We start from the raw sequence: 13,544 nt of genomic DNA, 5'->3' as shown, positions 1-13,544 counted from the left end.
ACCCACCGCTGCGCTTGCGGCGGCCGGATTGCAATCTAGCCTGGAGTTTGCACCTTCCCATGGTGGGAAGCGCAAGGGCTTTCTCGCCCGCATCCGCCGCGCCATGACGTGCCGGATTCGCTGCTTGTATCCGGCCTTGACCTTCCCAACATGGTAAGGTCCATGATGAGTTCGTCGTCACCAGGACCACTCTCAAAAGCCATGTCAGCTCAATCCCAGACCCTCCCCCTGCCGGGCGCGAAAGCAGGCGCGCCGGATGCCGAATGGCGTTTGCCCATTGGGGGCATGACGTGCGCCTCGTGCGTGCGGCGTGTCGAGATCGCGCTGGGCAAGGTGCCCGGCGTGCGCCAGGTTGCGGTCAACCTCGCCACTGAGGAGGCCACGCTGCAGGCCGACAGCGCGGCCGTGTTGCCGGCCGCGGCAGAGGCCGTGAAGGCGGCCGGCTACGAAGTGCCGCGCCAGGCCATCGACCTGTCGATCAGCGATATGACCTGCGCGTCCTGCGTGGCGCGCGTGGAGCGCGCGCTGAAGGCCGTGCCGGGCGTCGTCGACGCCCAGGTCAACCTGGCCACCGAGCAGGCCGCGGTGACCGTGCTGCGCGGCGCGGTGGATGCCGCCGCGCTGGCGGCGGCGGTGACGCGGGCAGGGTATGGCGCCGTGCCCGTGAGCAGCGGGCAGCCGGCCGGCGCGGCGCCGGGCGAGGGCTTCTGGTCCGGTCCGTGGCCGGTGGCGATCTCGGCGGCGCTGTCGCTGCCGCTGGTGGCGCCGATGGTGCTTGCGTGGTTCGGCGTGCACTGGATGCTGCCGGCGTGGGTGCAGTGGCTGCTGGCCACGCCCGTGCAGTTCGTGTTCGGCTGGCGCTTCTACAAGGCGGGCTGGAAGGCGGTGCGCGCCGGCGCGGGCAATATGGACCTGCTGGTCGCGCTGGGCACCTCGGCGGCCTACGGCTTGTCCTTGTGGCTGATGTGGCGCGGCGCGGACGGCATGCCGCACCTCTACTTCGAGAGCGCGGCGGTGGTGATCACGCTGGTGCGGCTGGGCAAGTGGATGGAAACGCGCGCCAAGCGCCAGACCGCCGACGCCATCCGCGCGCTGGCGGCGCTGCGCCCGGACAGCGCCRTCGTGCGCCGTGGCGGCGCCGAAACCACGGTGCCGCTGGCCTCGGTGCAGGTGGGCGACGAGATCGTGGTGCTGCCGGGCGCGCGCGTGCCGGTGGATGCCGAAGTGATCGAAGGCAACAGCCATGCCGACGAATCGATGCTGACCGGCGAGAGCCTGCCGGTGCCCAAGGCGCCGGGCGCGCGCCTGACCGGCGGCGCCATCAACTATGAGGGCCGGCTGGTGGCGCGCACCGTGGCGGTGGGGGCGGAAACGGTGCTGGCGCGCATCATCCGCATGGTCGAGCATGCGCAGGCGGCCAAGGCGCCGATCCAGCGCATGGTGGATCGCGTCAGCGCGGTGTTCGTGCCGGTGGTGCTGGGCATCGCGCTGCTGACGCTGCTGGGCTGGGGCGTGATCGGCGGCAACTGGGAAACGGCCCTGCTCGATGCAGTGGCGGTACTGGTGATCGCCTGCCCGTGCGCGCTGGGCCTGGCCACGCCGACCGCCATCATGGCCGGCACCGGCGCGGGCGCGCGTGCCGGCATCCTGATCAAGGACGCGGAGGCGCTGGAAATTGCGCACCGGGTCACGGTGGTCGCCTTCGACAAGACMGGCACGCTCACCGTGGGCAAGCCCGAGGTGGTGGCGCTGGCGGTACCCGCCGACGCCGGCGCGGGCGCCGAGGAGCGCTTGCTGGCCAGCCTGGCCGCGCTGCAGGCCGGCAGCGAGCATCCGCTGGCGCACGCGGTGCTGGCCGCGGCACGCGCGCGCGGCGTGACGGCGCCGGTGGCCGGCGCGGTGCGCGCCTTGCCCGGCATGGGCCTGACCGGCACGGTGGACGGCGCGGTGCTGCAACTGGGCAGCGAGCGCCTGAGAGCCTCGCTGGGCGCGGCGGCAGGGGCGCTGGAGCCGCGCGCGCGCGCGCTGCAGGACGAGGGGCGCACGGTGTCATGGCTGATCGACGCCAGCGCGCAGGATGCACCGCGCGTGCTGGGGCTGGTGGCCTTCGGCGATGCCATCAAGCCTGGCGCGCGCCGCGCCATCGAGCGGCTGCGCGCCGCCGGCGTGCGCACCGTGATGCTGTCTGGCGACAACCAGGGCGCCGCTGCGCGCGTGGCGCAGGCGCTTGGCCTGGACGAAGTGCAGGCGGAGGTGCTGCCCGCCGACAAGGCCGAGCGCGTACTCGCGCTCAAGGCGGGAGGGGCCGTGGTGGCGATGGTGGGCGACGGCATCAACGACGCGCCGGCACTGGCCGCGGCCGACGTGGGCATCGCCATGTCGACCGGCACCGACGTGGCCATGCATGCCGCCGGCATCACGCTGATGCGCGGCGATCCGGTGCTGGTGGCCGATGCACTGCGCATCTCGCACCGCACCGTGCGCAAGATCCGCGAGAACCTGTTCTGGGCCTTCTTCTACAATGTGATCGGCATCCCGCTGGCGGCCGCCGGCCTGCTCAACCCGGTGGTGGCGGGGGCGGCCATGGCTTTCTCCAGCGTGAGCGTGGTCGGCAATGCACTGCTGCTGCGGCGCTGGAAGCCGGTGGGAGAGAAGGTATGAATATCGGTGAAGCGGCCCAGGCCTCAGGCGTCTCCGCGAAGATGATCCGGCACTACGAGTCGATCGGCCTGGTGGCGGCGCCGCCGCGCAGCGAAGGCGGCTACCGCCGCTACGACGAGCGCGCGGTGCATACCTTGCGCTTCGTGCGGCGTGCCCGTAATCTCGGGTTCTCGCTGGACGAGATTCGCGGCCTGCTGTCGTTGTGGCACGACCGTGCGCGCGCCAGCGCCGACGTCAAGGCGCTCACCTTGCGCCACGTGACGGATCTCGAGCAGCGTATCGCCGAACTGGCCGCCATGCGCGACACCTTGCGCCAGCTGGCCGAGGCCTGCAGCGGCGACGACCGGCCCGACTGCCCGATCCTGGCCGACATGGCGCGGCCGGGCGAGGGCGAGGGCGGCGACGGCGGAGGCGATGGCGATGGCGATGGCGATGGCGATGGCGATGGCGCAATGAGGATGCCTGCCTGCCATCGCCATGGCGAGGACAGCACGGCGGCCTAGCGCTGTTGTGGGTGCGCAGCATGGCGGAACGGAGATGGAGACCAACCGGATGGACCAACCGAGTACCGCTGTCCCTGCCGAGCCCTTGCCGGGCGCCGGTGCCGGCGGCCATGCCGGCGAGGGTGCCGGCATGGCCGCGCAGCCCGCCCAGCCCCTGGTGCCGACCGAAAGCCGGCAACGCATGCGCGACGGCACCGAACTGTTGCTGCGCACCTGGCAGCCCGATCCTGCCTTGTTTCCCGAGACGACCGGCTCGCTGCTGCTGGTACACGGACTGGCCGAGCATTGCGGGCGCTACCAGCATGTGGCCGAACTGCTGTGCGGCCTCGGCCTGCGCGTGCGCGCCTACGACCAGCGCGGCCACGGTGCCAGCGGTGGCCCGCGCATGGTGGCCGGCCATCCCGATATCTATGTCGAAGACCTGACCGAGATCCACGACGCGGCCGTGGGCCAGTGGCAGGAACTGCCGTTCCTGCTGGGCCACAGCATGGGCGGCCTGGTGGCGGCCCGCTTCGCCACCGCACGCGTGCGGCCGATCCGGGCGCTGGTGCTGTCGTCGCCGGCGCTGGCGCTGCGGCTGTCCGGCGCGATGCTGGCGGTGCATCGCACGCTGCTGGTGCTGGCGCCGCGCCTGCGCGTACCCAATCCGATCAATGCGCGCTACCTGTCGCACGATGCGGCGGCGGTGGCGCGGTACCGCGCCGATCCGCTGGTGCAGGGCACCATCAGCGCCAGCGTGCTGGAGACTTTCATCCAGGGCATGGCGCAGGCGCAGGCCGATGCGGCCATGCTGGAAGCCCCGGCGCTGCTGCTGGTGGGCGGCGACGACCATATCGTCGACCCGGCCGGTAGCCGGCGCTTCGCCGAAGGCGCGCCGCCCGACCTGTGCGAGGCGCACTGGTTCGACAGCGCCTATCACGAGATCTTCAACGAGGCGCAGCCGCTGCGTGGCCAGGTGTTCGACGTGCTGGCAGGCTGGCTGCGCAGGCACCTGCAGCCACAGGCGTGAATGCGTGCATGATGGCGTGCGCGATGAACCATCGCGCGCATCGGTAGCCCAAGAACGGCGGGCCGCGCCAGGGCGCAGGCCCTTCCTCAATCCTTCCACTCGCGGCGCAAGGCCAGACAAAGACAAGAACATGGAGACTTACGACTACATCATCGTCGGCGCGGGATCGGCCGGCTGCGTGCTGGCCAACCGCCTGACGCAGGACCCCGAGGTGAGCGTGCTGCTGCTCGAAGCCGGCGGGCGCGACGACTATCACTGGATCCATATCCCGGTGGGCTACCTGTATTGCATCGGCAACCCGCGTACCGACTGGATGTACCGCACCACGGCGCAGGCCGGGCTCAACGGCCGCGCGCTCGGCTATCCGCGCGGGCGTGTGCTGGGCGGCTCGTCGTCCATCAACGGCATGATCTACATGCGCGGCCAGCGCGAGGACTATGACGACTGGGCGCGCCTGACGGGCGACGACGGCTGGCGCTGGGACAACGTGCTGCCGCTGTTCAAGCGCAGCGAGGACCATCATCGCGGCGCCAGCGAGTTCCACGGCGCCGGCGGCGAGTGGCGGGTCGAGGGGCAGCGGCTGCACTGGGATATCCTGGAGCGCTTTATCGAAGCCGCCGAGCAGGCCGGCATCCCGCGCACCGAGGACTTCAACCGCGGCGACAATTTCGGCGTGGGCTACTTCGAGGTCAACCAGCGCCGCGGCATCCGCTGGAATACCGCCAAGGCCTTCCTGCGCCGCGCGGCCGAACGGCCCAACCTGACCATCGTCAYCGGGGCGCAGGTCAGCGCGCTGAGCTTCGACGGCCGCCGCTGCAGTGGCGTGGCCTATCTCGGCGGCGGCACCGCGCATGCGGTGGCCGCGCGCGAGGAGGTCATCCTGGCGGCCGGCGCGGTCAATACGCCACAGCTGCTGGAGCTGTCCGGCGTCGGCCAACCCGAACGCCTGCAGGCGCTCGGGATCGCGGTGCGCCACGCCTTGCCGGGCGTGGGCGAGAACCTGCAGGACCACCTGCAGCTGCGCACCGTGGTCAAGGTGGAGGGCGTGCGCACGCTCAATACGCGCGCGGGCAGCTGGTGGGGCAAGCTGGGCATCGGCCTGCAGTACGCGATCAACCAGAGCGGGCCGATGAGCATGGCGCCGTCGCAGCTCGGCGCCTTCGCGCGTTCGGATGCCGCGCAGGGCCGGGCCAACCTGGAGTATCACGTGCAGCCGCTCTCGCTCGACAAGTTCGGCGATCCGCTGCACAGCTTCAACGCGTTTACCGCGAGCGTGTGCAACCTGCGCCCGACCTCGCGCGGCAGCGTGCACATCGGCGACCCCGACTTCCGCAAGGCGCCGGTGATCGCGCCGAACTACCTGTCCACCGAAGCGGACCGCAAGGTGGCGGCGGATTCGCTGCGGCTGACGCGGCGCATCGTGGCCTCGCCCGCGCTGGCGCCATACAAGCCGCAGGAATGGCTGCCCGGCCCGGCTTTCGAGACCGATGAACAGCTGGCGCAGGCTGCCGGCGAGATCGGCACCACCATCTTCCACCCGGTCGGCACTTGCCGCATGGGGCGCGCCGACGACCCGGGCGCGGTAGTCGACCAGCGCCTGCGCGTGATCGGCATCGACGGGCTGCGCGTGGTCGATGCGTCGGTGATGCCGCTGATCACCTCGGGCAACACCAATTCGCCCACCATCATGATCGCCGAGCGCGCCAGCGACATGATCCGGGAAGACCGCCGCCGGCGCATGGCCGGCGCGGCGGGCGAGGGCGCGGCGCCGGCCGCGCCCGCCAATCTGCAGGTTTCCTCCGCCGAAGCCCGCGCGCGCGGCACGCTCAATGACGTGGGTCAAGAGAAAGACGGAGCCACGACACAGACCTGACATCTGGTTCATGTTTCATAATCAGTGCAAACCCGGATGTTTTGCGACGCAGCAGACGCACACAATAGACGCCCATATGCCGTGCAGCAGCGCTCACATTGGCGCGCCCCTCCCAGGGCGCGTCGCGCCTTGGTGAGCATGCCGGGCGGCGGCGACAAGAAGAGAAGCGGCGTGCAAGCCGCAATAGCCACGGGGAGCGCAACTGGATTGGCGTGACTCGTGCGGTGGTGGCGCAAACAGCGCCACGGTTCTGACCATTTGGCGGTGCCGACCAGAAGCCGGTGCCGCAGCAAGAGGGCGGGCAGGAGACCATGAACGAGCAAGACACGATCCTGGAAACGCGGAACCTCACCAAGGAATTCAAGGGGTTCACCGCGGTGAGCGACGTCAACCTGAAGGTGCGGCGCGGCTCCATCCATGCCTTGATCGGCCCCAACGGCGCCGGCAAGACGACATGCTTCAACCTGCTGACCAAGTTTCTCGAGCCGACCACGGGGACCATCCTCTTCAACGGCATCGACATCACGCGTGAGAAGCCGGCGCAGATCGCGCGGCGCGGCGTGATCCGCTCGTTCCAGATCTCGGCGGTATTCCCGCACCTGACGGTGCTGGAGAACGTGCGTATCGGCCTGCAGCGGCAGCTCGGCACTTCCTATCATTTCTGGAGCAGCGAGCGCACGCTCGATGCGCTCAATGCGCGCGGCATGGAACTGCTCGATCAGGTCGGCCTGACCGACGCGGCGCAGATCGTCACCGTCAACCTGCCGTACGGCCGCAAGCGCGCGCTCGAGATCGCCACCACGCTGGCGATGGAGCCGGAGCTGATGCTGCTCGACGAGCCCACGCAGGGCATGGGCCACGAGGACGTGGCGCGCGTCACCGACCTGATCCGCAAGGTCGCGGTGGGACGCACCATCCTGATGGTCGAACACAATATGAACGTGGTGTCGTCGATCGCCGACAAGATCACCGTATTGCAGCGCGGCGCGATCCTGGCCGAAGGGCCGTACGCCGAGGTATCGAAAGACCCGCGCGTGATGGAAGCCTATATGGGCACCGTCGAGGCCGAACTGCAGGGCGCGCACTGAGGAGCCAGGATGAGTACAACGCCCGCACTTGAAATCAAGGACCTGCACGCCTGGTACGGCGAATCGCACATCCTGCACGGCGTGGACCTGACCGTGAACCCCGGCGAGGTGGTCACGCTGCTGGGCCGCAACGGCGCCGGGCGCACCACCACGCTGCGCGCCATCATGGGCCTGACCGGCCAGCGCAAGGGTTCGATCCGCGTCAATGGCACCGAGACCATCGGCATGCCGACACACAAGATCGCGCACTGCGGCATCGGCTACTGCCCGGAGGAGCGCGGCATCTTCGCCAGCTTGTCGTGCGAGGAAAACCTGATGCTGCCGCCATTGCTCAAAGCCAAGGGCAGCGGCGTCGGCGCCGGCATGAGCGAAGCCGAGATCTACGAGATGTTCCCCAACCTGAAGGAGCGCCGCCAGAGCCAGGGCACGCGCCTGTCGGGCGGCGAGCAGCAGATGCTGGCGGTGGGGCGCATCCTGCGTACCGGCGCCAACCTGCTGCTGCTCGACGAGATCTCCGAGGGTCTCGCGCCGGTGATCGTGCAGGCGCTGGCGCGCATGATCCTGATGCTCAAGAAGAAGGGCTACACGGTGGTGATGGTGGAGCAGAACTTTCGCTTCGCCGCGCCGCTGGCCGACCGGTTTTACGTGATGGAGCACGGCACCATCGTCGAGCGTTTCGCCGCGGCGGAACTGCAGGCCAAGATGCCGGTGCTCAACGAGTTGCTTGGGGTCTGATGCGGCGCGCCTGACAGGTATGGCGCGCATGCATCGCAGGCATTGTTTTAGGGCAGGAACGGGTGGCGACAAGGGCCGCCGAAACTAAGGAGACAAGCAATGAAGATGACTCGGCTGGCGGTTGCTCTGGCGGCTATCGTAGCGGGCGTGGCAATGGGTTCGGCTTCGGCCCAGGTCTCGGGCGATACGGTCAAGATCGGCTACATCACCGATATGTCCGGCCTGTACGCCGACATCGACGGCCCGGGCGGTCTCGAGGCCATCAAGATGGCGATCGAGGATGCCGGCGGCAAGGTGCTGGGCAAGCCGATCGAACTGGTCTCGGCGGATCACCAGAACAAGGCCGACATCGCCGCCTCGAAGGCGCGCGAGTGGATGGACCAGCAGAACCTGGACATGCTGCTGGGCGGCACCAACTCCGCTACCGGCCTGGCCATGGCCAAGGTCGCATCGGAGAAGAAGAGGGTCTACTTCAACATCGGCGCAGGCTCGGCGCGCCTGACCAACGAAGAGTGCTCGCCGTACACGGTGCACTATGCGTATGACACGATTGCGCTGGCCAAGGGCACCGGCAGCGCGGTGGTCAAGCAGGGCGGCAAGTCGTGGTTCTTCCTGACCGCCGACTATGCCTTCGGCCACTCGCTGGAACAGGATACCGCCGCGGTGGTGAAGGCCAACGGCGGCACGGTGGTGGGCCAGGTGCGCCATCCGCTCAACGCCTCCGACTTCTCCTCCTTCCTGCTGCAGGCGCAGTCGTCSRAGGCGCAGATCCTGGGYCTGGCCAATGCCGGYGGCGACACSATCAACKCGATCAAGGCGGCCAAGGAATTYGGCATCACCAAGWCGATGAAGATCGCYGGSCTGCTGATGTTCATCAACGACGTGCACAGCCTGGGSCTGAAGAACACCGAAGGCCTGCTGATGACSGACAGCTGGTACTGGGACATGAACGACGAGACCCGCAAGTTCGCCAACCGCTTCTTCGGCAAGATGAAGAAGATGCCGAGCAGCTTGCAGGCCGCCGACTACTCCGCCATCCGCACCTACCTGAAGGCGGTGGAGACGGCCAAGACGGACGATCCGGACAAGGTCATGGCCGAACTGAAGAAGGCCAAGATCAACGACTTCTACACCAAGGGCTATATCCGCCAGGACGGCCGTGGCATCCACGACATGTACCTGATGCAAGTGAAGTCGCCGGCGGAATCGAAGAAGCCGTGGGATTACCTGAAGGTGGTCGCCACCATTCCGGGTGACCAGGCTTTCGCCACGGTGGCGGAGTCGAAGTGCGCGCTGCTCAAGAAGTAAGCGCCTGAGCTGAGTGTGTTGTCCCTGCCGCGGCGGCTCGTGACCCGGGCGCCGCGGCTTCGCTTCATTTGACTGCGCCTTCCCGGGAGGCCACGACGAATCCCGGCTGGTGCGCGAACGGTAACGCCCGCGATGGACATCTTCGGTATTCCTCTGCCCGCCATGCTGTCCCAGCTGCTGCTGGGGCTGGTCAACGGTGCCTTCTATGCGATGTTGAGCCTCGGCCTGGCGGTGATCTTCGGCCTGCTCAACGTCATCAATTTCGCCCACGGGGCGCTGTTCATGCTTGGCGCGGTGCTGGCCTGGATGGGCATGAACTACTTCGAGCTCAACTACTGGGTGATGCTGGTGTTGTCGCCGCTGGTGGTGGCGCTGCTCGGCGTGTTGATCGAGCGCACCATGCTGCGCTGGATCTACAAGCTCGACCATATCTACGGCCTGCTGCTCACGCTGGGCATCACGCTGGTGGTCGAAGGCATCTTCCGCTCGATCTACGGCGTGTCCGGCCTGCCGTATTCGCCACCGGAACTGCTGACCGGCGCCACCGACCTCGGCTTCATGATCCTGCCCAACTACCGGGCCTGGGTGGTGCTGGCCTCGCTGGTGGTGTGCTTCTCCACCTGGTTCCTGATCGAGAAGACCAAGCTTGGCGCCTACCTGCGCGCCGGCACCGAGAACCCCAAGCTGGTGGAAGCATTCGGCGTCAACGTGCCGCTGATGGTGACGCTGACCTACGGCTTCGGCGTGGCGCTGGCGGCGTTCGCCGGCGTGCTGGCCGCACCGGTGATCCAGATCTCGCCGCTGATGGGGCAGAACCTGATCATCATCGTGTTCGCGGTGGTGGTGATCGGCGGCATGGGCTCCATCATGGGTTCGATCCTGACCGGCCTGGGGCTGGGCGTGATCGAGGGCCTGACCAAGGTGTTCTATCCCGAGGCCTCCTCCACGGTGGTGTTCTTCATCATGGTCATCGTACTGATGTTGCGCCCGGCCGGGCTGTTCGGGAGGGAGAAGTGATGAGCCAACCATCGGGCGCGGCAGTGGCCGCGGGGCAGACAAGACAGGGGCAGGGCGTGCAGAAGAAACTGTGGTACGGATTGTTGCTGGTGGCGCTGATCGTGGCGCCGATGGCCGGGGCGTATCCGGTGTTCGTGCTCAAGGTGCTGTGCTTCGCGCTGTTCGCGTGCGCCTTCAATCTGCTGATCGGCTACACCGGGCTGCTGTCGTTCGGCCATGCGGCCTTCTTCGGCGGCGCGGCCTACATGGCCGGCCATGCCATGAAGGCCTGGGGCGTGACGCCGGAGGTCGGCCTGGTGCTGGGTACGCTGACGGGCGCCCTGATCGGCTACGTGGTGGGCTGGATCGCGATCCGGCGCCAGGGCATCTACTTCGCGATGATCACGCTGGCGCTGGCGCAGATGCTGTTCTTCTTCTGCCTTCAGGTGCCTTATACCGGCGGCGAGGATGGCCTGCAGGGGATCCCGCGCGGCAAGCTGTTCGGGGTGCTGCCGCTGGCCAGCGACCTGACGCTGTACTACGTGGCGCTGCTGATCATCGTGCTGGCATTCGCGCTGATCGTGCGGACGGTCCATTCGCCGTTCGGGCAGATCCTCAAGGCGATCAAGGAGAACGAGCCGCGTACCATCTCGCTGGGCTACGACACCGACCGCTTCAAGCTGATGGTATTTGTGCTGTCGGCGGCGCTGTCGGGACTGGCGGGATCCATCAAGGCGCTGGTGCTGGGCTTTGCCACGCTGACCGACGTGCACTGGTCGATGTCGGGCTCGGTGATCCTGATGACGCTGGTGGGCGGGCTGGGTACGCTGTCGGGTCCCCTGGTCGGTGCCTTCGTGGTGGTGGCACTCGAGAACAAGCTGGGCGATATCGGCAACTTCCTCGCCTCGCTCACCGGAATCGAGTGGTTTGGTTCGCTGGGCGAATCGGTGACCATGGTCACTGGCGTGATCTTCGTGATCTGCGTGCTGACCTTCCGCCGCGGCATCATGGGAGAGCTGCTGGCGCGCTTCGGCAAGGCCCGGGAGTGATTACGGGGCAACATGCCCGGTTTTGGGGCTAGGGTTTCTTCTAGCTTGTTCGGAACGCACCGCTTAGTTACATTCCATATACGGTTTTCGCAGGTTAAATGGAGGCGGAAGCGAGGAGACGACAGGCGCGCGGTCACTAGGCTGCAGTGTCATATAAGATGAGGGCGTTGCCGGGTGATCCCCGGCAACGCCTTTTTTAATGCCTGTTTCTGGTGCATCGCACGCCACCATGCGGAATCGGCATAAGAAGGGCGAGGGCCACATGAGACAATCTGCTTCTCTCCCCGACGCCTGCCATGTCCCCCGAATTCCCATCAGCGGTGCCTCCGGCGCCACATAAACCGCCTTCTGAGGACGCTTCCTCCGCTGCCGGCTCGTATCCCCATATCCGCCTTGCTACCGCCGCCGACGCGCCAGCGCTGAGCGACTGGCTGCAGGCCGCCCGGCCGCTGCCGGTGGCTGCCGCGCGCGCGYGGAGCGCGCTGGTGGAGAGCCTGCTGGCCAGGCCGGAGCGCGGGGCTTGCGTGGTGGCGGAAGCAGCGGGGCAGCAAGTGCTGGGCTGCTTGCCCGTCACGCTGGTGCCGCATCTCGGGCTCGCCGGGCTCGCGGCGTTCGTGGCGGAATGGTGGGCCCGGCCAGTTGCAGAGACGGGTACGGCGGCTGTGGCGAATGCGGCGCTTTTCCAGGGGTGCTGCGACCTGCTGGCCGACTGGTGCCGCGCGCATGGTGTACGGCACTTGCTGCTGTCGCCTGCCTTGCTGACGGTGCGGCAGGCCGAGGCAGCGGGCTTCGTGCCGTGTGCCGGCTTGTGGCACTGCAATCTGGCACCGGCGCACAAAGACCTCGGCTGACACGCGGCGGGGGCTTGCCGCAGGCCAGTCCCGGCGTGTCGCCTTCCTGCGTTGCCTCTCCTTCCTTCCCTTCTTCTCCTCCCTGGTCTTCCGAGCGTTCCATGGATTTCGTGTTTCTCGCGGTCGCGGCTTTTCTGGCCGGCATGATCGATGCCGTCGCCGGTGGCGGCGGCCTGGTGCAGATCCCCGCCCTGTTCTCCGCCTATCCCGATATGTCGCCGGCCACCCTGATCGGTACCAACAAGGTGGCTTCGCTGGCGGGCACGGCCAACGCCGCGGTGCGCTACGGGCGCAGCGTGCGCATCTACTGGGGCGCGACCATGCCGGCGATGCTGTCGGCCTTTGTCTTTTCGATGGCCGGTGCCTACGCGCTGACGCTGATTCCCGCCGGGCCGCTGCGCAAGTCGCTGCCGTTCGTGCTGGTGATCCTGCTGGTGTACACGGTGGCCAAGAAGAACCTGGGCACCGAGCATGCGCCCACGCTTTCGGGCAGCAAGGAGCGCGCGGCAGCGCTGCTCGCGGGGGCGGCAATCGGCTTCTACGATGGCGTGTTCGGACCCGGCACTGGCAGCTTCCTGATGATCGTGTTCGTACGGGTGTTCGGCTATGACTTCCTGCATGCGTCGGCATCGACCAAGGTGGTCAACCTTGCCACCAACCTGGCGGCCTTGCTGCTGCTGGCGGCCAAGGGCCACGTATGGTGGCAGCTCGGCCTGGTGATGGCGGTGGCGAACGTCGCCGGCAGCCAGCTGGGCAGCCGCCTCGCGCTCAAGCATGGCAGCGGCTTCGTGCGCCGCGTCTTCATCGTGGTGGTGGCGGCGCTGATCGTGAAGACCGCATGGGATGCCTTCGGGCACTGAGCGGGCAGGGCGCGGCCGCCGGATTCTCGTGGCGTGTCGCGTGGCGTGCCGCACCCTGGCGGCGCTCCGGGTTAATCCGGCTTTCCGGCCCATATCGCTATTGTTAGACTCGCTACGCATTTTCGACCGTGCGGTCGGTGAATGAGCGGCACCGGGTGGCGCAGCGCGCCGCCGGGGAAACGCGCAGGACGGGAGATCGCGGTGTGGTGCGGACTGGTTCCGCGCGCACCGGGCAGCAGGCAGGCGCCGGCGTTGCGCCTGGACACGGGTCCGCAAGGACACCGCAAGCATACAAAGACAAGAAGACCAGATTGAGGCATCCGACCGGCCGGAAGCCGGCACGGATGCCTTTTCCGTTTGCCGCTATGGAAGGAGACACGATGACATTCAAGCGCGCCAGCCTGTTGGCTCTCGCCGCCGCCGCCTTGTGCGCGGGCACCGCCAACGCTCAGGTCAAGGTGGGGGTGACGGTTTCGGCCACGGGACCGGCGGCTTCGCTGGGCATCCCGGAAAAGAACACGATCTCGCTGCTGCCGAAGGAAATCGCCGGCAAGAAGATCGAGTACATCGTGCTCGACGATGCCTCCGATACCACTACCGCCGTCAAGAAC

Annotated in this window: 11 protein-coding genes and 1 pseudogene; all 12 read left to right on the top strand. The window is 67.8% G+C overall.

The features are described from left to right. Positions 1-201: 201 nt before the first annotated feature. Positions 202-2,661 carry a heavy metal translocating P-type ATPase gene (locus AC1DO7_RS33455; RefSeq protein WP_477117071.1) on the top strand — a complete coding sequence of 820 codons (2,460 nt, stop codon included), beginning with the start codon at positions 202-204 and terminating at the stop codon, positions 2,659-2,661. Next, the gene (gene cueR / locus AC1DO7_RS33450) at positions 2,658-3,164 is read left to right on the top strand and encodes a Cu(I)-responsive transcriptional regulator (protein ID WP_441612862.1); all 507 of its coding nucleotides are present in this window, start codon (positions 2,658-2,660) and stop codon (positions 3,162-3,164) included. Before AC1DO7_RS33455 ends, cueR begins: the two co-directional genes overlap by 4 nt. Positions 3,165-3,213: 49 nt before the next feature. Continuing rightward, positions 3,214-4,173 (top strand): alpha/beta hydrolase, encoded by a 960-nt coding sequence (locus AC1DO7_RS33445; protein WP_441612863.1) that lies wholly within the window; start codon positions 3,214-3,216, stop codon positions 4,171-4,173. Positions 4,174-4,303: 130 nt separating this feature from the next. After that, entirely contained in the window at positions 4,304-6,046 is a 1,743-nt protein-coding gene (locus tag AC1DO7_RS33440; protein ID WP_477117070.1) for a GMC family oxidoreductase, read from the top strand. Positions 6,047-6,357: 311 nt separating this feature from the next. Then, positions 6,358-7,134: an ABC transporter ATP-binding protein gene (locus AC1DO7_RS33435; RefSeq protein WP_441612865.1), complete on the top strand. Its 777-nt coding sequence runs from the start codon at positions 6,358-6,360 to the stop codon at positions 7,132-7,134. Positions 7,135-7,143: 9 nt separating this feature from the next. After that, complete coding sequence (locus tag AC1DO7_RS33430; protein ID WP_441612866.1) at positions 7,144-7,869, top strand: ABC transporter ATP-binding protein; 726 nt, start codon at positions 7,144-7,146, stop codon at positions 7,867-7,869. Between the two features lie 99 nt (positions 7,870-7,968). Further along, positions 7,969-9,177, top strand: a complete 1,209-nt coding sequence (locus tag AC1DO7_RS33425) for an ABC transporter substrate-binding protein (protein ID WP_477117069.1) — start codon at positions 7,969-7,971, stop codon at positions 9,175-9,177. A 132-nt stretch (positions 9,178-9,309) separates the two neighbouring features. Then, the gene (locus AC1DO7_RS33420; protein ID WP_441612868.1) at positions 9,310-10,194 is read left to right on the top strand and encodes a branched-chain amino acid ABC transporter permease; all 885 of its coding nucleotides are present in this window, start codon (positions 9,310-9,312) and stop codon (positions 10,192-10,194) included. Further along, on the top strand, positions 10,194-11,222 hold the full coding sequence (locus AC1DO7_RS33415; protein ID WP_441612869.1) for a branched-chain amino acid ABC transporter permease: 1,029 nt from the start codon (positions 10,194-10,196) through the stop codon (positions 11,220-11,222). Before AC1DO7_RS33420 ends, AC1DO7_RS33415 begins: the two co-directional genes overlap by 1 nt. Before the next feature lie 296 nt (positions 11,223-11,518). Further along, complete coding sequence (locus AC1DO7_RS33410) at positions 11,519-12,073, top strand: hypothetical protein (protein ID WP_477117068.1); 555 nt, start codon at positions 11,519-11,521, stop codon at positions 12,071-12,073. Between the two features lie 101 nt (positions 12,074-12,174). Beyond that, positions 12,175-12,933: a sulfite exporter TauE/SafE family protein gene (locus tag AC1DO7_RS33405; protein WP_441612871.1), complete on the top strand. Its 759-nt coding sequence runs from the start codon at positions 12,175-12,177 to the stop codon at positions 12,931-12,933. A gap of 380 nt (positions 12,934-13,313) precedes the next feature. Then, positions 13,314-13,544: pseudogene (locus tag AC1DO7_RS33400) on the top strand (ABC transporter substrate-binding protein); the annotation flags it as partial.

Source organism: Cupriavidus sp. 05N40, from assembly GCF_056397305.1.
Note: the sequence above shows the minus strand (reverse complement) of the source record. Positions and strands in the feature narration are given on the sequence as shown.

What these genes read in the sequence shown, in the direction of transcription:
- cueR (WP_441612862.1), top strand. Translation starts at nt 2,658, where the DNA reads ATGAATATCGGTGAAGCGGCCCAGGCCTCAGGCGTCTCCGCGAAGATG.
- AC1DO7_RS33405 (WP_441612871.1), top strand. Translation starts at nt 12,175, where the DNA reads ATGGATTTCGTGTTTCTCGCGGTCGCGGCTTTTCTGGCCGGCATGATC.
- AC1DO7_RS33420 (WP_441612868.1), top strand. Translation starts at nt 9,310, where the DNA reads ATGGACATCTTCGGTATTCCTCTGCCCGCCATGCTGTCCCAGCTGCTG.
- AC1DO7_RS33445 (WP_441612863.1), top strand. Translation starts at nt 3,214, where the DNA reads ATGGACCAACCGAGTACCGCTGTCCCTGCCGAGCCCTTGCCGGGCGCC.
- AC1DO7_RS33435 (WP_441612865.1), top strand. Translation starts at nt 6,358, where the DNA reads ATGAACGAGCAAGACACGATCCTGGAAACGCGGAACCTCACCAAGGAA.
- AC1DO7_RS33430 (WP_441612866.1), top strand. Translation starts at nt 7,144, where the DNA reads ATGAGTACAACGCCCGCACTTGAAATCAAGGACCTGCACGCCTGGTAC.
- AC1DO7_RS33415 (WP_441612869.1), top strand. Translation starts at nt 10,194, where the DNA reads ATGAGCCAACCATCGGGCGCGGCAGTGGCCGCGGGGCAGACAAGACAG.